The sequence below is a fragment of the Actinomycetota bacterium genome, assembly GCA_040757835.1.
Lineage (GTDB): Bacteria > Actinomycetota > Geothermincolia > Geothermincolales > RBG-13-55-18 > SURF-21.
The window spans coordinates 156228-178511 of record JBFLWJ010000001.1 but is presented as its reverse complement, the minus strand read 5'-3'; the positions used below and the strand labels follow the sequence as shown (position 1 = coordinate 178511).

The 22284-nt window shown below is 64.1% G+C and carries 24 protein-coding genes; 3 read left to right on the top strand and 21 right to left on the bottom strand.

The annotated features are described in order from the left end of the window. Window positions 1-37 precede the first annotated feature (37 nt). Window positions 38-418 carry a glycine cleavage system protein GcvH gene (gene gcvH / locus AB1384_00820; GenBank protein MEW6552815.1) on the top strand — a complete coding sequence of 127 codons (381 nt, stop codon included), beginning with the start codon at window positions 38-40 and terminating at the stop codon, window positions 416-418. A 146-nt stretch (window positions 419-564) separates the two neighbouring features. Here the strand turns inward: gcvH and AB1384_00815 are convergent, their stop codons facing one another. The 6 genes from AB1384_00815 to ligA are packed head-to-tail and all read right to left on the bottom strand — an operon-like array spanning window position 565 to window position 7534. Next, window positions 565-1572, bottom strand: coding sequence for a zinc ribbon domain-containing protein (locus tag AB1384_00815; GenBank protein ID MEW6552814.1), 1008 nt, complete (start codon window positions 1570-1572; stop codon window positions 565-567). Window positions 1573-1605: 33 nt separating this feature from the next. After that, window positions 1606-3063 carry an Asp-tRNA(Asn)/Glu-tRNA(Gln) amidotransferase subunit GatB gene (gene gatB / locus AB1384_00810; GenBank protein ID MEW6552813.1) on the bottom strand — a complete coding sequence of 486 codons (1458 nt, stop codon included), beginning with the start codon at window positions 3061-3063 and terminating at the stop codon, window positions 1606-1608. Beyond that, window positions 3060-4502 (bottom strand): Asp-tRNA(Asn)/Glu-tRNA(Gln) amidotransferase subunit GatA, encoded by a 1443-nt coding sequence (gene gatA, locus AB1384_00805; protein MEW6552812.1) that lies wholly within the window; start codon window positions 4500-4502, stop codon window positions 3060-3062. Before gatA ends, gatB begins: the two co-directional genes overlap by 4 nt. A 32-nt stretch (window positions 4503-4534) precedes the next feature. Further along, on the bottom strand, window positions 4535-5212 hold the full coding sequence (locus AB1384_00800) for a hypothetical protein (GenBank protein ID MEW6552811.1): 678 nt from the start codon (window positions 5210-5212) through the stop codon (window positions 4535-4537). Window positions 5213-5231: 19 nt separating this feature from the next. Next, complete coding sequence (gene gatC, locus AB1384_00795; GenBank protein MEW6552810.1) at window positions 5232-5513, bottom strand: Asp-tRNA(Asn)/Glu-tRNA(Gln) amidotransferase subunit GatC; 282 nt, start codon at window positions 5511-5513, stop codon at window positions 5232-5234. Then, the gene (gene ligA, locus AB1384_00790) at window positions 5510-7534 is read right to left on the bottom strand and encodes an NAD-dependent DNA ligase LigA (protein MEW6552809.1); all 2025 of its coding nucleotides are present in this window, start codon (window positions 7532-7534) and stop codon (window positions 5510-5512) included. The genes gatC and ligA overlap by 4 nt, the downstream gene beginning before the upstream one ends. 351 nt (window positions 7535-7885) lie before the next feature. Between ligA and AB1384_00785 the strand changes: the two genes are divergently transcribed. Both AB1384_00785 and AB1384_00780 read left to right on the top strand, forming a co-directional pair. Further along, the gene (locus AB1384_00785; GenBank protein MEW6552808.1) at window positions 7886-9223 is read left to right on the top strand and encodes a GAF domain-containing sensor histidine kinase; all 1338 of its coding nucleotides are present in this window, start codon (window positions 7886-7888) and stop codon (window positions 9221-9223) included. Next, window positions 9216-9602 carry a response regulator gene (locus tag AB1384_00780; GenBank protein MEW6552807.1) on the top strand — a complete coding sequence of 129 codons (387 nt, stop codon included), beginning with the start codon at window positions 9216-9218 and terminating at the stop codon, window positions 9600-9602. The genes AB1384_00785 and AB1384_00780 overlap by 8 nt, the downstream gene beginning before the upstream one ends. Before the next feature lie 217 nt (window positions 9603-9819). Here the strand turns inward: AB1384_00780 and AB1384_00775 are convergent, their stop codons facing one another. From AB1384_00775 to AB1384_00705, 15 genes are all read right to left on the bottom strand, one after another. Next, the gene (locus tag AB1384_00775) at window positions 9820-10551 is read right to left on the bottom strand and encodes a UPF0280 family protein (GenBank protein MEW6552806.1); all 732 of its coding nucleotides are present in this window, start codon (window positions 10549-10551) and stop codon (window positions 9820-9822) included. A 13-nt stretch (window positions 10552-10564) separates the two neighbouring features. Beyond that, window positions 10565-11029: a hypothetical protein gene (locus AB1384_00770; protein ID MEW6552805.1), complete on the bottom strand. Its 465-nt coding sequence runs from the start codon at window positions 11027-11029 to the stop codon at window positions 10565-10567. 36 nt (window positions 11030-11065) lie between these two features. Beyond that, window positions 11066-11302 (bottom strand): hypothetical protein, encoded by a 237-nt coding sequence (locus tag AB1384_00765; protein ID MEW6552804.1) that lies wholly within the window; start codon window positions 11300-11302, stop codon window positions 11066-11068. Between the two features lie 60 nt (window positions 11303-11362). Further along, on the bottom strand, window positions 11363-11875 hold the full coding sequence (locus tag AB1384_00760) for a hypothetical protein (protein ID MEW6552803.1): 513 nt from the start codon (window positions 11873-11875) through the stop codon (window positions 11363-11365). A 90-nt stretch (window positions 11876-11965) separates the two neighbouring features. Next, entirely contained in the window at window positions 11966-14104 is a 2139-nt protein-coding gene (locus AB1384_00755) for a complex I subunit 5 family protein (GenBank protein ID MEW6552802.1), read from the bottom strand. A gap of 18 nt (window positions 14105-14122) precedes the next feature. Continuing rightward, window positions 14123-15931 carry a proton-conducting transporter membrane subunit gene (locus AB1384_00750; protein MEW6552801.1) on the bottom strand — a complete coding sequence of 603 codons (1809 nt, stop codon included), beginning with the start codon at window positions 15929-15931 and terminating at the stop codon, window positions 14123-14125. A gap of 19 nt (window positions 15932-15950) precedes the next feature. Then, window positions 15951-17435, bottom strand: a complete 1485-nt coding sequence (locus AB1384_00745) for a monovalent cation/H+ antiporter subunit D family protein (protein ID MEW6552800.1) — start codon at window positions 17433-17435, stop codon at window positions 15951-15953. Then, window positions 17436-17825 (bottom strand): cation:proton antiporter subunit C, encoded by a 390-nt coding sequence (locus AB1384_00740; GenBank protein ID MEW6552799.1) that lies wholly within the window; start codon window positions 17823-17825, stop codon window positions 17436-17438. After that, window positions 17809-18561 carry a hydrogen gas-evolving membrane-bound hydrogenase subunit E gene (gene mbhE, locus AB1384_00735; GenBank protein ID MEW6552798.1) on the bottom strand — a complete coding sequence of 251 codons (753 nt, stop codon included), beginning with the start codon at window positions 18559-18561 and terminating at the stop codon, window positions 17809-17811. Before mbhE ends, AB1384_00740 begins: the two co-directional genes overlap by 17 nt. Continuing rightward, window positions 18558-18812, bottom strand: a complete 255-nt coding sequence (locus AB1384_00730) for a hydrogenase subunit MbhD domain-containing protein (protein MEW6552797.1) — start codon at window positions 18810-18812, stop codon at window positions 18558-18560. Before AB1384_00730 ends, mbhE begins: the two co-directional genes overlap by 4 nt. Next, window positions 18796-19125: a monovalent cation/H(+) antiporter subunit G gene (gene mnhG / locus AB1384_00725; protein ID MEW6552796.1), complete on the bottom strand. Its 330-nt coding sequence runs from the start codon at window positions 19123-19125 to the stop codon at window positions 18796-18798. Before mnhG ends, AB1384_00730 begins: the two co-directional genes overlap by 17 nt. Continuing rightward, window positions 19126-19398, bottom strand: coding sequence for a monovalent cation/H+ antiporter complex subunit F (locus AB1384_00720; GenBank protein MEW6552795.1), 273 nt, complete (start codon window positions 19396-19398; stop codon window positions 19126-19128). Continuing rightward, window positions 19391-19891, bottom strand: coding sequence for a Na+/H+ antiporter subunit E (locus AB1384_00715; GenBank protein ID MEW6552794.1), 501 nt, complete (start codon window positions 19889-19891; stop codon window positions 19391-19393). Before AB1384_00715 ends, AB1384_00720 begins: the two co-directional genes overlap by 8 nt. Window positions 19892-20008: 117 nt before the next feature. Continuing rightward, window positions 20009-20668 carry a DedA family protein gene (locus tag AB1384_00710; GenBank protein MEW6552793.1) on the bottom strand — a complete coding sequence of 220 codons (660 nt, stop codon included), beginning with the start codon at window positions 20666-20668 and terminating at the stop codon, window positions 20009-20011. Window positions 20669-20689: 21 nt separating this feature from the next. Beyond that, window positions 20690-22201 carry a long-chain fatty acid--CoA ligase gene (locus tag AB1384_00705; protein MEW6552792.1) on the bottom strand — a complete coding sequence of 504 codons (1512 nt, stop codon included), beginning with the start codon at window positions 22199-22201 and terminating at the stop codon, window positions 20690-20692. Window positions 22202-22284: the final 83 nt, after the last annotated feature.

Sequence of the window (22284 nt, the reverse complement as noted above, 5' to 3'; positions counted from 1 at the left end):
TCATAGTCGTAAACGAGCTACGTGGAGGTGAAAGTAGATGTACCCTGATGACCTCAAGTATCACGCGGAGCACTGCTGGGCCAGGATCGACGGCAACATGGCCACCCTGGGGATAACCTATTACGCCCAGGACCAGTTGGGGGAGATCGTCTTTCTCGAGCTCCCCGAGAAGGGGACGGAAGTAGGGGCGGGCAAACCCTATGCCGAGATCGAGTCCGTGAAGTCGGTGTCCGACGTTTACAGCCCGGTTAACGGGGCCATCGTCGAGACCAATCAGGAAGTGGTCGAGGCCCCCGAGATCATAAACGAGGACTGCTACGAGGCGGGTTGGATGGTCAAGGTGGAGCTGGCGGAAGACTCCGGCGTTGACGACCTCATGGATGCCGCCGCTTACGAGAAGCTGGTATCCGAGTCCTGAGAAAAGACTGGACAGGTACGAAGAGGCGGGGACCTCTGGCCCCGCCTCTTTTTTATTTTATTCCCCCGGCGCCTGTCCTCCCGGGGCATGTGAAGGGGCGGGGGAACGCTCCCCCGCCCGCCGTGGACCACGGTCGCTCAAACGCCTCAGGCGCTGCTGCCGCTCTCCTCCGGCTGCGGGAGGTCCTGCATGAGCTGCTCCAGCTCCTCCAGCATCTGCTCGAGCTCCTCCGGGCTCATGTCCATGAGCTCTTCGAGGTCCATGCCCTCGGGCAGGTACTGCTCAAGGTCCTCGAGGTTGAAGTCCTCGAGGTTGAAGTCCTCCAGGTCCTCCATATCCAGGTCCTCGAAGTCCTCCAGGTCCATATCCTCGAAGTCGTCCATGTCGAAGTCCATGTCGCTCCCCATGGTCGTGCCCATGGGGTTCTCGGTGAGATACCAGCGGCCGCCGTCCTTGACCATGTTGAACTCCAGGGGGTCATCGGCGAGGTCGACCTCCTCCTCCATGCCGAACACGGTCATACTCGCGGTCCCGGCGGTGGTCACCACCGTCGCCTCGTCGCCCTGCTGCGAGGACACCTCCAGCTCGACGTCCTCGAACCTCACCTCCATCATCTCGAAAGCCATCTGGGTGAATTCCCTGACGTCCTCCTCGGTGAGCCCCAGTTCCTCCAAGAAGGGGTTGTTCTGCATCTCTTCGATGAAAAAATCCTCCTGGAAACAGGCCATGTAGGCGTCTATATCGCCCTGCTCCAGGGAGTCCATGTACTTCTGCGCCAGGGCCAGGGGGTCCCCGGTCCCTCCTCCGCTGCCGTCCCTCCACACGGCCAGCCACAGCACCAGGACCACGATGCCCGCGGCCACCAGGACTCCGCCGCAGATCCCCACGATGAGGGCGGCCTTGTTCTTCTTCGGGGCAGGCCCGGCCGCGTATGCCGGCTGCACCACGGCGCCCTCCACCCCGGCGGCGGGAGGCACGGGCGGTACCGGCGGCGCGCCCTCCACGGGCGGCGCGGGCTCCGCCGGTCCCGGCGGCGTGGCCGCTGCAGCGGCCGCGGATGCGTCTACGGCGGCACCGCAACCGGTGCAGAACGCCGCGCCCTCCTTCAGTGGCTTGCCGCAGTTCGCGCAGGTCTTTTCCGCTTCGTTATCCATGGCATACCTCCGGTCCTTCTTCTCGGTCGGCCTCTATGCCTCCCTTTCCAGGCGGTCGCGGAGCATTCCGTTTACCGCCTGGGGATTGGCGCGGCCCCTGGTCTTGCGCATCACCTGTCCCACCAGGAATCCGAGGGCCTTCTCCTTGCCCCTGCGAAAGTCTTCGACGCTGGCTGGGTTTTCCCTTATCGCCTCCTCTATGTGTCTGGCCAGCTCCTCCTCGTCGCTGATCTGGGTGATGCCCCTCTCCCGTACGATGGCCTCCGCGTCCCTGCCGCTCTGCAGCATCTCCTCGAAGACCGACTTGGCTATCTTGCCGCTAATGACACCCTTGCCGATGAGGGCCAGCATCGCCGCCAGTTGGGCGGGTGACACCCGCACCTCATCGATCTCCATGTTTTGAGCGTTGAGGTGGGCGGAAAGTTCCCCCATCATCCAGTTGCTGGCTGCCTTGGGGTCCGCCCCGGCACGCACCGTGTCCTCGAAGTAATCGCCCAGGGCCTTTGAGGAGGTCAGCAGGGACGCGTCGTGCTCTGGCAGGCCGAGGTCCTCGCGGAAACGCCGCCTCCGCTGTGCCGGTAGCTCGGGGAGAGCGCTCTCCACTTCGCCCACGAAAGCCCGGTCCAGCTCCAGCGGCACCAGGTCCGGCTCGGGGAAGTAACGGTAGTCGAAGGCGTACTCCTTGGTGCGCAGGGGCGTGGTCACGCCAGCGTCCGCGTCCCAGTGCCGTGTCTCCTGCACCACCTCGCCGCCCTGCGCGAGCACGCCCTCCTGGCGGCCTATCTCGTAGTCCAGGGCTCGGTACAGGGCCCGGAAGGAGTTCATGTTCTTCACCTCCGCCTTCACCCCGAATCCGTCCGAGCCGCGTGCGCGAAGGGAGATGTTGGCGTCGCAGCGCAGGCTCCCCTCCTCCATCCTGCAATCGGATATCTCCAGGTGCTCCATGATGCTCTTCAGCTCCTGCAGGAAGGCGCGGGCCTGCTCGGGGGTGCGGATATCGGGCTCACTGACGATCTCCAGCAGCGGGACCCCGGCGCGGTTGAAATCCTCGAGGCTGTATTCCGAGCCGTGGATCCTGCCGCTCTCACCGACATGCACGGTCTTGCCGGTATCCTCCTCCAGGTGCACGCGGGTGATGCCCACACGCACCGTCCCGTCCTCCATCTCCAGGTCGAGGTGGCCCCCGACCCCCAGCGGGAGGTCGTACTGGGATATCTGGAAGTTCTTGGGCATGTCGGGATAGAAATAGTTCTTGCGGTGGAAGATGCTGCGGGTGGCGATCTCGCAATGCAGCGCCAGGGCCAGGCGGGTGGCCAGCTCCACCGCCCTGCGGTTGAGCACCGGAAGCACCCCCGGCAAGCCCAGGCAGACCGGGCAGGTGCGGGAATTGGGCTCGCCCCCGAAGGAGGCGTCGCAGGCGCAGAACATCTTGGAGAGGGTCTTGAGCTCCGCGTGGATCTCCAGGCCTATAACCGCCTCGTATGCGCTCACGGCCCCACCCCCCTATCCGCCCCCGGCCGCTCCCGGAAATCGAGAGCTTCCTCCATGGCCCGGGCAGCGCGCAGGACGGTGGCTTCGCCCAGCACCCTGCCCATGATCTGCAGGCCCAGGGGGAGGCCGTCTTCCAGACCACAGGGGATGCTGATGGCCGGGATGCCGGCCAGGTTCACCGGGATGGTGCACACGTCCGAGAGATACATGGCCAGGGGGTCGTCCACCTTTTCGCCCAGGCCGAAGGCCGGGGTGGGCGATGTCGGGCTGACCAGGACATCGAACCGCGAATACGCGGCCTGGAAGTCCCTGACGATGAGCGTCCGCACCTTCTGGGCCTGGCCGTAATAGGCGTCGTAGTAGCCAGCCGAGAGGGCGTAGGTGCCCAGCATGATGCGCCTCTTCACCTCGGGCCCGAAGCCGGCGGCACGGGTGCGGCCGTACATCTCCATCATGTCGCCGCCCTCGACGCGCAGCCCGTAGCGGACGCCGTCGAAGCGGGCCAGGTTGGAGCTGGCCTCGGCCGGGGCGATGATATAGTAGGCGGAGAGGGCGTAGTCCAGGTTGGGCAGGGTGGCCTCCTCAACCTCTGCGCCCATCTCACCGAAGAGTCCGAGACATCTCTCCACCGCCGCCCTCACCCCCGGCGTCAGCCCTTCCTGCATGAGTTCCCTGGGGACGCCGACCTTGAGCCCCTTTATGTCCCCCTCCATCTCCGCGAGATAATCGGGTACGGGGGCGGCCAGAGAGGTGGAGTCCAGCGGGTCGTGGCCGGCCAGCTGCGAGAGGAGCAGGGCGCAGTCCCTGACGTCACGGGTTATCGGCCCCACCTGGTCCAGGGAGGAGGCGAAGGCGACCAGCCCGTAGCGGGAGACCAGGCCATAGGTGGGCTTCATCCCCACCAGGCCGCAGAAGGACGCGGGCTGGCGGATTGAGCCCCCGGTGTCCGAGCCCAGGGCCCAGACGGCCTCCCCCGCCGCCACCGCCGCGGCCGAGCCGCCGCTGGAGCCGCCGGGTACCCTGTCCAGGTCCCACGGGTTTCGGGTGGGCCCAAAGGCCGAGTTCTCGGTGGAGGAGCCCATGGCGAACTCGTCCATGTTGGCCTTGCCCACCATGACCATGCCCTCGGCATATAGCCTGCCGAGCACGGTGGCGTCGTATACGGGCACGTAGCCCTCGAGTATGCGCGAGCCGCAGGTCGTAGTCACACCCCGGGTGCAGAAGACGTCTTTCACCGCCATGGGGACGCCGGCTACGGCGCCCGTCCGGCCGCTTCCGTCGACGGCTTCCGCCGCCGCTCGTGCCTCCCGCGGCGTGAGGGTGATATAGGACCTCACCCTCTCCTCCACCTGCTCCAACCGGCCGAGCACGGATTCCAGGACCTCGGCGGCCTTGACCTCTCCCGCGGCGATCATCTCGCGCAGTTGCCATGCCTTCATGTCGTAGTACGGTTCCAACTCCTCCTGCTCCTTTATCTCCTCGTGGACTTGAACACGATGGGACCGCGCAAAGCCCACAGCAGCATCAACAGCCCCAACAGATAGCCGAGATATACGGCGCTCGTGGCGTAGCTGGTCGCCGCGCTTGGAACGTTCCTGGCCGCGCCGGCCACGAAGAGCACGGCCATGGCGGCTATCATCATCAGCGTCCTGCTCTTCTCCTTATCGCGGCCCTCGCGCCGCAGGGTTAGGTAGAGTATCACCGCGTAGACCAGCGAGAGTATGCCGTAGAACCAACCCACGGCCATGACGCACATGGCGGCCGGGTTCCAGGTGCGCATGACCCAGATATCCGCGTTTGACTCGAACATGCTCTGCCAGTTCACCATGATCACCGCCATGCCGAACTGGAGCGGGACCGACCAGAAGAGGACCGTGTAATCCGCCCGGGCGCTGAAGGAGCGGGCAAAGAGAAAGAGCAGGAAGGTAACGACCAGAAAGAGGATGCGCGCGACGGCCGTAAAGGAGAGGCTCACCGTCGCATCCCCTATCCACATGCCCGCCGCGGCGAACATGGCCGTCGCGGCGCTGAAGACGAGCCACACCAGCAGGAGCCGCGCCGGCTCGTCATAGTCATGGCCAGCTTCCCATATCCAGATGGCGATGCCCAGGAGCACCAGGGACGTGGCCAGCGCAAGGTAGGGACTCAATCCCGCCTCCTCCACCTCCTCACAGGATCTTCGGCACCACGAAATAGCCGCCCTCGGCGCGCGGAGCGGCGGAGAGCGCTTCCTCCTGGGTGAGGCAGGGGCGCACCACGTCATCGCGCATGACGTTCTTGAGCGGGATGGGATGGGAGGTGGGCTCCACCTCCCCGGTGTCCAGGGACCTTATCTTCTCCGCGTGCTCGAGCACCTGCCCCAGTTGCCGGGTGAACCTCTGCTTCTCCTCTTCCGAGAGGTCCAGCCGGGCCAGCCAGGCCACGTACTCCACGTCCTTGCTCTCGATCATCTCTCTCCTTTCACCGCCCCTCGGGCCCGCCCTTGCAGCATGGTTTCAAGCTCGCTCTCACCAATGATATTAACACCCAGCTCGCGGGCTTTGTCGTATTTGCTCCCCGGGTCGGAACCCGCGACCACGTAATCGGTCTTGCGGCTCACGCTGGAGGACACCCGCCCCCCCATCTCCTCGATGGCCCGGCGCGCCTCCTCCCTGGTCATGGACTCCAGGGTGCCGGTGAGAACGAACGTCTGGCCTTCGAGGGGGCGCGGGCCCTCGCGCACCTCCTCCGCCATGTTCACCCCCGCCTCCTTGAGTCTCTGGATGAGACGCAGGTTGCGGGGCTCTGCGAAAAAGGCCGTGACGCTGGCGGCGATGGTCGGGCCGACCTCGGCGATCTCCCGCAGCTCCTCCTCGCCGGCGGCCAGGAGCGCGTCCATGGCGCGGTAGCGCCCTGCCAGCACCTCCGCCACGTGGGAACCGACATGGCGGATGCCCAGGGCGAAGAGCAGTCTCGACAGCGGCCGCCCCTTGCTGGCGGCGATGGACTGCATCATGTTGGCCACCGCCTTGTCCTTGAAACCGGTGAGGGCGTAGAGCTGCTCCTCGCCGAGATAGTAGATGTCCTCGACGTTGCGCACGTACCCCTTCTCCATCAGCTCCGCGATGGTCGCGGGGCCGAGGCCCTCGATGTCCATGGCGCCGCGCGAGCCGAAATGCAGTACGCTCTCGAAGAGGCGGGCGGGGCAATCCACGTTGATACACCTCGCCACCGCCTCGCCCTCGGGCCGGTAGACCCGCCCCCCGCAGGCGGGACACTGCGCGGGCATGATGAAATCCCTCTCGGTGCCGTCCCTCAGCTCGGTGATGGGTTTTATCACCTCGGGGATGACATCCCCGGCCTTGTGCACCAGTACCGTATCGCCGATCATGATGCCCTTACGCCTGACTTCGTCCTCGTTGTGCAGGGTCGCGCGGGAGACGGTGGACCCCCCCACGAATACGGGTTCCAGGACCGCCGTCGGGGTGAGGGCGCCGGTGCGCCCCACGTTGATCTCGATGTCCAGGAGGCGGGTGGTCTTCTCCTCGGCGGGGAACTTGTAGGCCACCGCCCAGCGCGGCGCCTTGCTGGTGGCGCCGAGACGTTCGCGCAGGTCCAGGCGGTTCACCTTGATAACGGCCCCGTCCACCTCGTAGGGCAGCTCATCGCGTTTCTCCATCCATTCGCGGCAGAAGCCCTCGATCTCCGCGGCGTTCGCGGCGGTCCTCCACTGCTCACTGACGTGAAAACCCCAGGCCGCGATCTGCTCGAGCACCTCGCGGTGCGTGGACAGTCTCTTCCCCTCCATGTAACCGATCTCGTAGCAGATAAGGTCGAGGTTGCGCGACGCGGTCACGTGGGGATCGAGCTGGCGCAGCGACCCCGCCGCCGCGTTGCGGGGATTGGCGAAGGCGGGTTGCCCCAGTTCGTCGCGCTGGCGGTTGAGCTCTCGGAAGGACTCCTTGGGCATGAAGACCTCGCCCCTTATCTCCAGGTAGGGCACGGATCTCTCGTGCAGGAGGCGCAGGGGTAGGGCCTTTACGGTCTTGAGGTTCGCGGTGACGTCCTCGCCGGTGATCCCGTCCCCCCGGGTGGCGCCGCGCACAAGCACTCCGTCCTCGTAGGTCAGGGCGATGCCGGCACCGTCGATCTTGAGTTCACAGACGTAATCCGTCTCCCCTACCGCGTTCTCCACCCGGCGGATGAAGCCGGCCAGCTCGTCCGGGTCGAAGACGTTGTCGAGGCTCATCATGCGCGCCCGGTGTGGCACGGGCTGGAAGGCTTCCCCCGGTGGCGCCCCCACCCTCCTGGTCGGGGAATCCGCCGTCACCAGCTCGGGGAACTCCTCCTCGATGCGCATGAGTTCGCGCATCATGGTGTCGTATTCCTCGTCCGAGACCACGGGGTCATCGAGGACGTAATAGCGGTACGCGTGATAGTTAAGCTCCTCGCGCAGGTTCTCCGCTGCCGCGCGCGCCTCTTCCACATCCATGAGCGTGCTCTCCCGCGGGACCGTCGGGTGGCGCCACCGTCTGCGGACGCCGTTTTCCTCCTGTAATATATCAGACCGCGTTGAGGCAGTGTACCACACCCACGTTCTATGGAATGCACCGCTGAAGTGGCAGCGCCGCGACGGTGCCTTGCATGGATTAGTCCAAGCATGATGCGCCCACTAAGCTGTTCTCAGGTAATGTGAAGTGGGGTCAGGATAAATCCTGACCCCATTGTCCCAGGCCTGGCACGGGTACGTCCGGAGTCCAGTGCTAGAGCCGGGCATTTGTATTAATATAAGATAATCGCTGGAGCGGGGCAGCTGTCTTCATACCACGGGCAAGGTGATCATTTGCGGCACGAGATCATTCGCGAGATCGCCCTGGCGGTCACCGCGGCGGGCGGCGCGGACAACATCGTCCGCGCCTTGGTCGAGGCTACATCCCGGGGCATGGGCGCCAAGGGCTGCTCGCTGCACACCCTCAGCGGAGACGGCAGGGTCCTGCTGCCCCGCTTCAGCTGCGGCATAGACGAGAGCTGGGTGCGCCAGGGGCAGATACTGGCTGACGCGTCACTGCACCATGTACTCAAGGGAACTCCGCTCTTCGTCCTGAATGCGGCCAGCGATCCGCGCCTGAACCACAGGGAAGAGCTGCGGAGGGAGGGGGTCGTCTCCATCGTTTTCCTCCCCTTCGGCGAACCGAGACAGGTCAGGGGCATCATGTGTCTCTTCTTCGCCGAGGCCATGAGTTTTGACCGTGAGGACCTGGAGTTCCTCGAGTCCATAGCCGAGCTGAGTGGGAGTATCCTGCAGAGCGCGGAGACACGCGACCGGCTGGAGAGCGATGCCGACCAAGCCCGCCGCGACCTGGCCCGCATCCACGACGAGCGCCGCAATTTCCTCAGCTTCCTGTCCATGGTCGCCCACGACCTCAAGTCGCCCCTGGTGGCTGTGGAGGGTTACCTCAAGCTGCTTCTGCGCAAGGGCGCCGACTGCCTGGACGAGCGTATGGTCAAGGGCATCCACCGCAGCATCGAGCGCATGGACGGGATGATGGAACTCATCAGCGACCTCCTGGAGTTATCGCGCCTGGAGAGCGGCCAGGTGATCAAGGAACTCAAGCCCGTCTCCTGGGAGGAAGTGCTGAGCGCGGCCGTGGAGATGGCGCACGAACTCGCCTCGCCCAAGAGCATCACCGTGAACACGGAGATCCACCGGCCCCTGCCGGAGGTGTTCGCCTCCGACATCCGCCTGCAGCAGCTCATCCTCAACCTGGTCTCCAACTCGGTGCGCCATACCCCGCGCGGCGGCAGGATCACCATCCGCGCGCGGCGGCAGGATGACACGGTGACCGTCGCCGTGGAGGATGACGGATCGGGGGTCGCGCCCGAGCACCTCCCCCACGTCTTCGAGGAGTTCTACAGGGGCGATCTTGAATCACCCGAGGGGACGGGCCTGGGCCTGTCCATCTGCAAACGCATCGTCGCCATGCACCACGGCGACATCTTCCTCGAGAGCCCGGTGCCTTCCACGGGAAAAGGGACGCGGGTCTCGTTCACCATCCCCGTTGGGGTGACCTGCCTGCTCGAGGAGCGCTGGATGCTGGACGGAGATAGCACCGTGCGTTTCAGCACGGCGGTCGAGGAGAGGAAAGCCGGTAGCGGAGCACTGGAGGTAGACCATGGGTAGAAAGATACTGCTCGCCGACGACGATCCCGATGTGATAGAGGTACTCTCCATGCTCTTGGAGGACGAGGGGTATGAGACGGTGACGGCAAGGGACGGCGGCGAAGCACTGGAGAAGCTGCGCAGCGAAGGGCCGGACCTGGTCATCCTCGACCTGCTCATGCCGAATGTGGACGGTTTTGAGTTCTTTACGGCGCTTCGCGATCCGGCCTACGAGCCATGGGCGAATACTCCGGTCATCGTCCTCACCTCGGTACGGGAGGAAGTCAGCAGGCGCCGGTACGAGCTGGAGACGGGCAAGGCCATGGGCTACTCCGCCTACCTGGAGAAACCGGCTGAGCCGGATCTCCTGCTCGACACGGTGGCGTCGCTGCTCGCGTGAGAGAACGTCGACCCTGGAAGAACGCGGTTGCTATAACGTTTGGGGGTCTAAAGATCCAGCGCTGATCTTATGTAATGGGAAACGGGGCCAGTATAAATGCTGGCCCGCACCCTACGGGGAAAAGGCGGGGCGTGGCGTGAAGACCGGCGGATAGAAGATCGAGGCGTAAGTCTTATGTGATGAGAAACGATTTACGCGATGCATACTGTCGGGCGATTCAGGTATTTTCGAGTTCGATATCGCCACGGACGCCAAGGTGGTCGCCGATGATTACCAGGCAAGCGGTCACCCCGGCGATGGAAGCGACGGAGGCCAGTGCCTCCTCGATATGGCCGGCGTCCTTGGCGCGGTTGCCCAGGGCACTGGCGGCCGCGTCCGCCAGTGCCGCGTCCTCCGCCACCACCAGGGCCGAGTCGGCGCCCCCGGCGCTGTAGGACGGCCCCACCGTGGCGGACGAGGTGCAGATCCCCACTCCCCCGGGTGGTGTAGGCGACATCCTTATGGAGAGGCGGCCGCTCAGGGGCGATTCCCCCGCGAAGACGCCGATGCTCCGCTCCCGCGCCGAGCGCAGGTGGATGTCCCCGCCGTTCTCCACGATCACCTCGGTGGAGAAAACCGAGAGGTCCTCCGCCACCAGGTCGGCCAGGGCCCCCGCCACCGCCGCCATGGGCCCCACCCCCACCTTCGTGGCCGCCTCCGCCATAGCCCTCACCACCGGGGACGAACCGGGTGGCACCTCGTAGGGCCTGAAAGAGGTGCGAAAACGCGGCTGGCGCGCGATGAACTCCTCGAGGTCGCCGCGGTGCCTGAGCAGCGAAGAGCGCGCCTCGGCGGCGAGGTCGCGCTCGGCGAATATGAAGAGGTCGCTCTCCTTCACCACTACCCGGAAGGAAACAAGGCCTTCCGCACGCATGTTGTCGCGATAGAAACGGTGCAGGTAGCCCCCCATGAGCCGGGAGGGATCAGAACCCCGTCGATGCGGGGTAAGCCTGCAGGCCCAGGAGCATCCAGGAGATAAAGGCAACGTAGAGGATGATCCCCAGGGAGAAGAAGCACGCCTGCGCCAGGGTGAAGGCATAGGCGGCGTTAAAGGCCGGCTTGGCCTTCTTCACCTCTACCTGCCCGGCCTCCTCTCCGTCCTCGCCCTCTTCCCCTTCGGACACCGGCGCGGGGGACTTTTCCTTCACCTTGGCCGGCGCCTTCTCGGACTCCAGCTCGGGCGGGCTGATCAGGTTGGTCATCCCGATGATCGCGGAGATGGCCAGGGTTATCCAGGACGCGAACAGGAGGTAGCGCGTCCACTGGTTCGTATCGAACTGGTAGTTCAGGCCCCAGACGCTCGAGACGAGGGCTATCACCGTCAACGGGATGAGGATGACGGCCAGCGCCGTGAGCCACCGGGATGCAACGTTCAGCTTCTCTTCCATGCAATACCACCTTTCCTCTCCGGCCGCGCCGGCTCCTTAACCTTCACGACTCTCCCTGTCCTCCTCCCCCGACCGCTTCCTGGTCACCACCACCACGGTGACGATGGCGGCGATTATCACCAGCCAGATGGCGGCGATGATAACGATGAGGCGGAGGCTGCTGCCCCCTCCGTCCCCGACGTCGTCACCCTCCTGCGCCAGGGCCGGAGCGAGATTTCCCAATAACAATAGCACGGCCACGGCGAACACCAAAAGAGGTACGGCTCTTCTCATATCTCCCCCTGTCGTCGCACTCCGCCCGCCTGCCCAGGCGGGCCGCCTTCACCGTATTTCCTAAAGCAGGCTCACCACCAGCAGCGCTACCAGCACTATGGCGATGGCCAGCGCCCCCAGGGCGACATCGCGGTTCAGCCTTCTGGCCGCGTCGGGCAGCACGGCCCGCGTCTGCTTGCGCATGCTCCTCCAGTCCCTCTTCACCCTGACCCCAGCCTGCTTTTTCACCTTGGCGTAACGCCAGCCACCTTCGGCGAGGAACACCTCGAACCTCCTCGCGGCCCGGGTATACCAGTAGTCCACGCGAGTCTCCTTGGGCGGCTTGACGGACAGCCAGGACCAGAACCTCCTCGCGGCCCGGGTATACCAGTACTCCACCCTCGTCTCCCTCGGCAGCTTCGCGGCGCGGGGATCGAACTTGAAGAGCTTCAGCTCGAAGAGATCGGAGGAGGCGGCGTAGATGAGCACCGCGATCCCGGCCAGCGCGGCGACCATCACTGCATAAAAGTCCCTGGTGAGGCCGCCATCCGCGGCCATCACCACCCTTGCTCCCAGTACATGGAACAAGTTCATTTCCTCCATGCTCTCCCGATGCGTCCTCTTCGTCGCATTGCCATTCCCTGCTCTTTCACCCCCGTAAACGCCCGCTCATGCGCGGTGATGTCAAAGCAGCCTCATGATAAGAAAGACGGTGAGCGACACCGCGAGGACGAGGGCCCCCACCGCGATATCGCCCTGGTACTCCCTGACCCTCGGCAGCAGTTTCTCCCTCGCTTCGCCGGCCAGGGCGAGCGTGCCGTCTCTTATCCTCACGTAGGGCCGTTCCGTGATGGCGGGCACGATCACGTCCCTGACGCCGTGTACCGTCCCGGACGCGCCGCGCTTGAGCACGCCTATAACCCACGCCTTGACGGGAGCATATGTCCTCTGTCCCGCGAAGAGCATGGCCAGGGAGCCCTTCGCGCCCCGCACGTACCAGTAATCGACGCCCAGCCAGCGCGGCAGCCGCACCTGAAAGAGGTCCGGGCCCCGCCGTTTTCTTCCGAAAAGGTCCGGCCATGCCCCCAGGGCGAACACGGTGACCCCGATGGCCAGGGGGACGAATATCTCCTTGAGGTTTTCCCAGACGAAGATAGGGACCTCCGATACGTGGGCGGCCATGTGGGCATCGAACCCCGGCACCGTCTGCACCGTGGGCCCCACGAGCCTGGCCAGGATCACGCCCGGAAAGAGGCCGTTGAACAACACCCCCGCCGCCAGCAGCCCCGTGCCGGCCAGCATCCAGGCCGGCGCCTCCTCGACGTGCCCGAGATGGTGGGCATGCTCCGGGTCGGGGCGTCGGAAGAAGGTGTAGTAGGTCATCTTGGTGATATAGGCGATGGTCCCGCCACTGGTGATGATGAACATGATCTCCGCGGCCTTGACCCAACCCGCCGTGGCCAGCCCGGCGTGCAGCGCCACCTCATGCGACTCCAGCACGGCGTGGTGCAGCAGGGTCTTGGAGACGAACCCTCCCCACAGCGGGATGCCCATGATGCCCAGGGCGGCTATGCACCAGAAAACGGTGGTCAGGGGCATACGTCTCCACAGGCCCCCCAGCTTGAACATGTCCAGCTCATGGGCGCGAAAGAGGATGGATCCCGCGGCGAGGAAGAAGCAGCCCTTGAAGAAGGCGTGGTTGATGATGTGGTAAAGACTTCCCGCCATGCCCATGGCGCCCTCCGCGCCCAGGTAGGTCATGCAGCCGATGCCGAAGAGGATATATCCCATCTGGCTCACGCTGGAGTAAGCAAGGGTTCGCTTGATGTCGTTCTGCACCAGTGCCAGGAGCATGCCCACGAACATGGTGGCCACCGCGATCCACAAGATGGTGAAACCCAGCGCGCGCACGTCTCCGGCTATCCCGGCCGCCGCGTGTGCCGCCCCCTCCGCTGCGTGGCCGCCGCTCACCGCCTCCGCCTCCATGGGGGGCTGCTGGAAAAAGGTGAGGGCGGTGCGCAGGATGCCGTAGGCCCCGGCCTTGATCATCACCCCGGAGAGCAGGGCGCTGGCGGGCGAAGGCGCGGCGGGGTGGGCGTCGGGCAGCCAGATATGCAGGGGCACCATGCCCGCCTTGACCCCGAACCCGGCGATGAGGAAGGCAAGCGCGGCCACCTGGAAGGGCCCGTTCAGCCAGGCGCTGCCCGCCTCGGGCTTGAAGGCGACGGTCCCCGCTCCGCCCAGGTAGAAGAGTATCCCCCCGATGAGGCTCAGGCCCCCCACCACGGTCATGCAGATGTATTTCGCGGCCGCCGAACGCGCCTTTTCCGTCTCGGAGTGGATGACCAGCACGTATGCGAGAAAGCCCATGGCCTCGAAGAAGAGGTAGAGGCTGAAGAAGTCCTGCACCATGAAGACGCCAAGGGTCGCGGACTCGGTGAGCAGCATGAAGAAGAAGAAACGCGTGCGGCGCTGCTCGTGCTCCATGTAGCGGAAGGCGTGCAGGGAGGCGGCGAACCAAAGTATGGCGGCGAAGAAGACGAAGAACGCCCCGATGGCGTCCACCTCGAGGTTGCAGATGTAGCGGTCGCCGATGGCCATGATGTCCAGGTTGAAGTAGAGGGGTCCGTCGGAGAGCACCCTTGTGAGTATGAGCACCGCCGCGAACAGCGTCACGGCGGTGGTCACCACCGCGGCCCAGTTGCGCAGGCGCGCCCGCCTCTCCCCCGCCGCCGCTGCGAAGGCCGCCCCCAGCACGGGTAAGGCCATGGCCAGCAAGGGCAGCGCGGAGAACGCCAGTATCGCTACCTTCGTCTCGTGCAAGCTCTTACCTCATCGCAGTCATGGTCGGACCAGCAATGGTTTCTCCACCTCCACGTCCTCTCCGGACGTCACCTCAACGTTTCTGACCGTCGCCGAGCTGGCCGCGGACGTGCCTTCCTCCCCGGCCTCGATCTCGTAGGTCCCCTCCTCGACCTGCTCGAACTCGTACCGGCCGTCCCCGTCGCTGACGGCGGTCTCCACGACCTCGTCATCCAGCACTAGCCGGACGGCCACGTCGTCCGCGGCCGGATCGCTCGAGTCATACCTGCCGTTCTCGTTCTCGTCCACATAGACATGTCCGGATACCCTGCTGCCGTAGATGTCCTCCACAACTGGGTTGACCAGCGAATACGGGAACCCGGGCACCGTCACCCAGATCCCCACGATGATGGCCAGTGAGGCCAGGATGACCACCGGCACCACCAGCTTGTGGTCCGCCTCCTTGCCGAAGACCAGCTTGGGGCGGTGCTTCTCTCCGTGGCCCTCCTCCTCGTCACCCTCCCAGCGGAAGAAGGCGATGTAGATGATGGGCAGGAAATAGGCCGCGTTGAGGAGGGCACTCACCAGCAGCACGACCACGTACACCGGCAGGCCCGCCTCCAGGGCCCCGCTCCCAAGCAGCCACTTGGTGATGAAGCCCACCGACGGCGGGGTGCCCATCATGGCCAGGGCGCATACCGAGAAGCAGATCATGGTTATCGGTAATCTGTACCCCACCCCCTTCATCTCGCTGATGTTCTTCTTACCCGTCTTCACCAGGATGATCCCGGCGCAGAGAAAGAGGCATCCCTTCATGATGGCGTGGTGGGTGAGGTGCATGACACCCCCCAGGGCGCCGTCCTGGGCCAGCATGGCCAGTCCCAGGATGATGTAGGAGACCTGGCCGATACTTGAGTAGGCCAGCCGGCGCTTGAGGTTGTCCTGGGTGAGGGCGAACACCGACGCCACCACGATGGTGATGCAGGCGAGTACGGCCATGACGATGAACACGTCCAGTTCCCGCATGAGGTCCACCCCGAAGACGTTGAAGACCACGCGGATGATGCCGAAAGCGCCCGCCTTGAGGATGACGCCGGAGAGCAGGGCGCTGGCGGGCGACGGCGCGGCGGGGTGGGCGTCGGGCACCCAGCCGTGCAGCGGCATAATGGCCGCTTTAACCCCGAACCCCGCCAGGTAGGTGAAGAAGATGGCCATGAGGGCGGCGCGGCTAGCGAACTCCAGGCTGAGCACCCCGTACTGCCCGAAGCCCAGCTGGCCGTCTCCCCAGAAGTAGTGGGCCACGATGGCGAAGAAGAGCACGGTGCCCGCCGCCACCGCGTACACCAGGTACTTGTAGCCGGCCCGTCGGGCCATGGCCGTCTCCTCGTGGATGATGAGGGGGTAGGAGCCGAAGGTCATCATCTCGTAGAAGATGAAGTAGGTGAACATGTTGGCGGAGAAGGCGCAGCCCAGGATGAAGGACTCGCACAGGGCCATGAAGGCGAAGAAGCGGTTCTCCTTGTGGTCGATATAGGAGATGGAATAGAGGGTGGAGAGCATCCACAGGAAAGTGAGGATGAGCGAGAAATAATACCCCAGGGTGTCCACGGTGAGGCGCATCTCCAGGCCCTCAACCACGCTGGCCAGCTTGATGGTGTAGGTGTTGCCGTCCAGGATGCCGGGCAGCAGGGACAGCACCACCCCGAAGGTGGCCAGGGTTCCCAGGAAACAGATGGTTAATCGCAGCTGCTTGTTCCGCTTGGGCATGGCCAGGATGGCCAGCAGCGAGACCCAGGGCAGCAGCATGGCCACCAGTGGTACTACCGAGAAGTTGCTCGAGTCCGACATCGACTACCCCCTTCGTTTCTCACAGCAAGAATTCCGCCGCCTTGAGCAGCGATGGTATCACCAGATAAGAGAACACGCCGAAGAAGAGCGTGCCCAGCGAGAGTATCCAGACCGGCGAGAGCATGGAGGGCGCGGCGTCCTTGAACTCCCCCTCCCAGGCCCCCTCCTTGCCGGGCAGGAAGAACATGTAGATGATGACCCGGAAGCAGTACACCGCCGCCAGAATGCTTCCCGCCAGCAGGATGACGACATAGAGGTAATTGCCCCCCTCGATGTTTCCCAGGATCAGGTACCATTTGCTGATGAACCCGGCCGTGGGCGGGATACCCACCACCGAGAGGGCGGCCAGGGCGAAGGCGAAACAGGTCCAGGGCATCTGCCTCCATGCCCCCTTGAGGTCCTCGATGCGCCGGTAGCCCTTGACATAGATGAAGCTGCCGGCACAGAGGAAGAGGCAGGCCTTGGCAAGGCCGTGGTCCAGCATATGGTACATGGCCCCGGTGATCCCCTCGGCGGTCATGGCCGTGATTCCCAGGAAGATATAGCCGATATGGCTGATGGTGGAATAGGCGATCATCATCTTCAGGTCCTTCTGCAGGACGGCCATGATCCCCCCGAAGAGCACCGCCGCGGCCGCGAAGATGCCCGCGGCGTCCATGGTCCCCCCGATTAGGTTTTCCGCGCCGCTGGTGAAGACGGAGAAGCTTATGCGCAGTATGGCGAAGGCGCTCACCTCCACCAGCAGGCCGGAGAGGAGGGCGCTTATGGGCGACGGCGCGATGGAGTGGGCGTCGGGGAGCCACATGTGCAGGGGGAAGAGGGCCGCCTTCACCCCGAAGCCGATGACGAAGAGGATATAGGAGACGATGAGTACCTCTGTATATCCCGACTCCGCGATGCGCCGCGAGAGGTCGGCCATGTTCAGGGTCCCGGTGGCGGAATAGAGGAACCCTATTGCCAGCAGCACCATGATGGACGATGGCGCCCCCATGAGCAGGTATTTGAAGGCGGCGCGCACCGCGTTGCGGTTGCCGGTGATGGCCACCAGCGCGTAGGAGGAGAGCGCCAGGATCTCCATGAACACGAAGAGGTTGAAGATGTCCCCCGTGGCCGTGAACCCCAGCATGGCTCCGGACATGAGCAGGAAGAGGGTGTAGTAGGCGGTCTGCCGTCCCTCCGAGACCTCCGCGGCGATATAGCGCCTTGAATAGACCATGGACAGGAGGGTGATGCCGCAGACTATCAGCATGAGAAAAAGACCCATGAAGTCCACTCGGATCTCGATCCCCCAGGGCGGCTCCCAGTTCCCCAGGTGATAGCCGAGGTAACCTTCCGCGGGTATCTTGCCGATGAGCAGGACGCCCAGCACGCTCGATGCGGCAAGTGGCAGCGCCGCCGTCCAGGGCACCCACTTCGCGCGCAGGTAACCCATGAGCGGCATGAACACCGCGCCCAGCAGCGGAAGGGTGATCATGAGGATGGGAAAGTGTCGGTAGGCGCCCATCTATGCGGCCTCTCCCTTCCCCTCGCCTGCTTCGGCTTCCCCCTCGTCCCGGAAGAGCCGGTCCACGTCCAGGGTGCCGTACTGGCGGTAGAGCAGGATGACCAGCGCCAGGGCCAGGGCGGTGACGCTCACCGCCACCACGATGCCGGTGAGGATGAGGGCCTGGGGTATGGGGTTGACCATGCGGGAGGGGTCGGCGCCACCTACGCGGATCGGCGCGATGCCCCCGTCCAGGTATCCCAGGGAGATGTAGAAGAAGAACACGGCCGTCTCCATGATGTTCAGGCCGATGAGCTTCTTGATGATGTTGCGGCGCATGATGACCGTATAGAGGCCGATGCAGAATAGCAGCATGGCCGCGACGTAATGGTAGTTACGGAGCAGCTGCAATCTCCTCCTCCTCCCGTATCATGCTGAACAGGATGGAGATAAGCACCATGGCTCCGCCGAGGCCTATCCCTATCTCGACCAGGATGGTGAGCCAGACCACCACGGCAGGCTGAAGGCTGGACGAGATGTCCGGCCAGGCATAGGTGAGGAAGTTGCCTCCGCCTATCAGCCCGAGCACCCCCACGACAAAGAAGGCGATCACCGCCGAGCCCTCCAGGGGGGCGCGCACCTTCTGGGGGATACGCTCGGACGATGCGAAAAGCCCGAAGATGGTGGTGAAGATGATCATGCTCGCCCCTACGATGGCACCTCCCTGGAAGCCGCCACCCGGAGATACCTCCCCGTGCAGGATGGTGTAGATGGAGAAGAGGATGATGAAGGGCACCAGGAATGCCACCATGGTCTTGACGATGACCGAAGGCGGCACCCCGGAACGGTCGGTGTAGGCGTAGATCTTTCCCCGCTTCTCCCTGCCCAGCACGGCCAGGACCGCAGCCAGTGCGCAGAAGATCACCGACACCTCCCCCATGGTGTCGTAGCCCCGGTAGTTGAGGATGATGCCGGTGATGACGTTTTCCGTGTGCGTCTCCTCCTCCGCCCCCTCGAGGTAACGCTTGATCACCTCGCTGGAGTTCGTGGGGTTGTCCGCGTCTCCCATGGTTGGCATGCTGGCCACCACGTAGAGGAGGAGCGCGAAGAGCGCCGCGATGAAGATGAGCGCGGTGACCTTCTTCAATCCTCCTCCTCCTCCTCCCTGCGGCGCGTCTTGAAGATGGCCACCACGAAGAGCACCGTGGTCACGCCGGCACCCACGGCGGCCTCGGTCAGGGCCAGGTCCGGGGCCTGCAGGCGTTGCCACATCAGGGCCATGATCAGGCTGTACACCGAGAAGATGATCACCGCGGCCAGCAGGTCGCGCGCGAAGACCGCCAGCAGGGCGGTGGCCACCAGGAGCGTGATGAAGACGACGTTAAGCGCCGTGCCCATCGTCCACCCCCCCGCCGTCTTTCTTCCAGTATTCGATGCCTCTCTTGAGGGCGGAACGCCCGATGGCATGGCCGCAGGTGGCGCTGGACAGCAGCAGAAAAGCCGCGATGAGGACGAGCTTGAACATGTCCCAGGACCATCCGGCGTACACGGCCATGCCTATGATCACCGAGCAGGCCCCGAGGGTGTCGCATTTCGTAGAAGGATGCAGACGGGTGAAGATGTCCGGCATGCGCAGCAGCCCCGTGGTCCCCAGCAGGAAGAAGAAGGTGCCGATGCAGCAGAAGGCGGCCGCCACGATGTTCCTGGCCATCTACCTCATCTCCTCCCACCCTTCCGCCTCCAGGTAACGCGACAGGGCCACGGTCACCACGAAGAGGAGCAGGGCATAGACGATGGCCACGTCCAGGAAGAAGCTCTCGGCCTGGATAAAGGTGATCAATACCACCACCACCAGGGTCTTGGTGCCCACGATGTTCACGCCCAGCACGCGGTCCTGGGTGGTGGGACCTATGGCCGCGCGATAGAGGCAGATAACGGCGTTGAGGCTGAGGATAACGGCGATGACGGTGAGGAAGCTATCCATCTTTTTTCACCCCGAACAGCCATGCCACCATCTCCTCCAGGCCGGACAACCCCTCCTCGTGATAGGGGCAGAGGCAGTGGACTTTGAGCACGTCTTCGTCGAGGTCCACGGTGACCGTGCCGGGAGTGAGGGTGATGGAATCGGAGAAGACCGTGCGGGGAAGGTCGCCGGGCAGGAAGGTATGGTATTCGACGATCCTGGGGTCCACGGGCAGCCTGGGATCTATTATTATCTTTGCCACATCGTAGTTGGCCTTGATTATCTCCCAGATGAGCCTGAGGATGAACCAGGGGAGCCGGAGCAGTACCGTGGGCGTGATGTCGGGGTCAAGGGCTCTCCCCAGCAGGGCGACGGTAAGGGCGGCCACGAAGGCCGAGCAGACCGCCCCCAGGACGAGGTCGTATAGGACCGCCGTCGCGGTCAGCACCACCCAGAAAGCGAAAAGGATGATGCTGAGCAGGAGCTTACCCTTGAACGTATAGCCTCCAGCCAATGGCATCTCTCCCGAGAACGGCTGCGCCTACCCCTGACGAACAGCCTGGATGATCCGGAATTAGCGTGATTCTAGCATATGGCCGGAAGCGAAGTAAATTCGCTGCCCCGAGGACGTTCATGTTGACCGGGCGTCTCCGTCTCGCCGGCCCGCCTGCTCCCTCTTGCGGGAGCGTCGCCTGAAGAGGATGAAGACCGTTACGACCATGGCTATGACCGCCAGGGAACCCCAGCCCAGCCATCCGATGACCTTGTCGATGGTCTCCCAGTGCTCCCCGAAGAAATAGCCAAGGGCGCAGAAGATGCCCGACCACAGCATCACCCCCGGGAAATCGTAGGCCATGTACTTCCAGTGCGGCATGCCGCTGGTGCCGGCGGTGAGCGGTATGAAGGCATCGACGCCCGAGACCATGCGACCGAAGAGGACGGTGACGCCGCCATACCGGGCGAAGAACCGCTGGCTGGCCTCCAGTCCCCGCGGCGGTCTCGGCTTCTCCCCGTAACGCTCCATCACCCGGCGGCCCATCCTGCGGCCGATGAAGTAGCCCACGTTGTCGCCGAGGAGAGCGGCCACGACGCTGGTCACCCAGATCATATAGATGTTCAGATCACCCTGGGAGGCAAAGAAGCCACCGATGAGGATGACCGTCGTGCCGGGGGCTATCCACCCGGTGAGGAAGATGCTCTCAAGGAAGACACCGGCGAACACGATGGGATAGCCCCAGTTGGAGAAGAGGGGCATGAGCCAGTCCAGCAGCCGGTCTATCACGGAAGCCATCGGGCGATGCTTCCGGTAACCCTATTCCTCTTCCTCGATGAGGTCTTTCAGGATCTGCCCCGAGGGGTCCTTCTTGAAGGACCTGACAAAGACGATGAACTTGGGCGTCTTGTAGTAAGGGAGTTTCTCCTCGCAGAACTCCAGCACCTGCTCCTCGGTGAGGTTGGACCCCGGCTTCTGTTTCACGTAGGCCTTCACTTCCTCGCCCAGGTACTTGTTGGGGATACCCACCACCGCCGCCTCGGAGATGAGGGGATGGGAGGTGAGGACCTCCTCGATCTCACGGGGATAGATATTGAAGCCTCCGCGGATGATGAGGTCCTTCTTGCGTCCCACGATGAAGATGAAGCCGTCCTCGTCGATATAGACCATGTCGCCGGTGTGGAGCCAGCCGTCGCGCAGGACCTTCTCCGTCTCCTCCGGCTTGTTGTAATAGCCCTTCATTACGTTGGGGCCGCGCACTATCAGCTCCCCCACTTCGCCGTGGGCCAGTTCCCTGGCCTCCTCGTCTATGACCCTCAGCTCGACGCCCTCGGGCGGGACTCCGATGGAGCCGATCTTGTATGGCCCGTCCAGGGGCTGCATGGCTACCAGCGGCGCGGCCTCGGTGAGTCCGTATCCCTCGTAGATCCTCGATCCCAACTCGTTGTTCCAGCGGTCCATGACCTCGCGCGGGAAGGGGGCGCCCCCGGTAAACCACAGCCGTACCGAACCCAGGTCGTACTGGTAGATCAGGGGGTGGTTGAGGATATATACGAACATGGTCGGTACCCCGAAGAAGACCGTCACCTGCTCGTGCTGCAAGGCCTTGAGGACCTCGCCGGGGATGAAGGACTCGTGCAGGACCAGGCTCGCTCCAGCCTTGATGGCCGTGTTCATCACGCAGCTCTGCCCGTAGACCGCGAAGAAGGGGAGCACCGCCATGATCACGTCGTCGCTGCCGAGGTCGCACTGCCTGGAGAAGGCCTCCGTGTTCCAGTCAAGGTTGCGGTGGGTGAGCATGCATCCCCTTACCACCTTTGACGAAGTGGGGGCATAGAGAATCGCCGCCACATCGTCCTCGGCGCGGTCCGCCGCGTCCAGCTTGTCGGACTGTCCCTCCACCACCTTCTCGTACTGGATCACGCCCTCGAGTTCGGGTGCGTCCTTGACGATGATCCGGCCTATCTGCGAGCACATGGACGACTGCAGGTCCTTCACGAGGTCGTCGAACTCGAAGTTGGTGATGAGCGTTTCCACCATAGAATCGCACACGATCTTCTCAACCTCCTCGGCCAGGCACATGTAACACAACGGCACCACCGTGCCGCCCAGGGCGAGGATGGCATAGTAGGAGATGACGAACTCGGGTACGTTGCGGAGGAGGATCGCCACCTTGGAGTCCCGTTCCACGCCCAGCCCGCGCAGGCCGTTGGCCAGGCGGTTGGTGCGGGCGAGGAGTTCCCCGTAGGATATGGTGTCATGCCCGAAGAAAAGGGCTGTAGCCTCGGGGTTCTTCTCCGCCGTCCTCACGAGATTCTGGTATAGATTCATATAGCATCTCTCCCGTTTCCGCGATCCGCTACGGCCCCTTTACGGAACCGGAACCAGCCGGTAATCAGATCATTAGCCTGCCG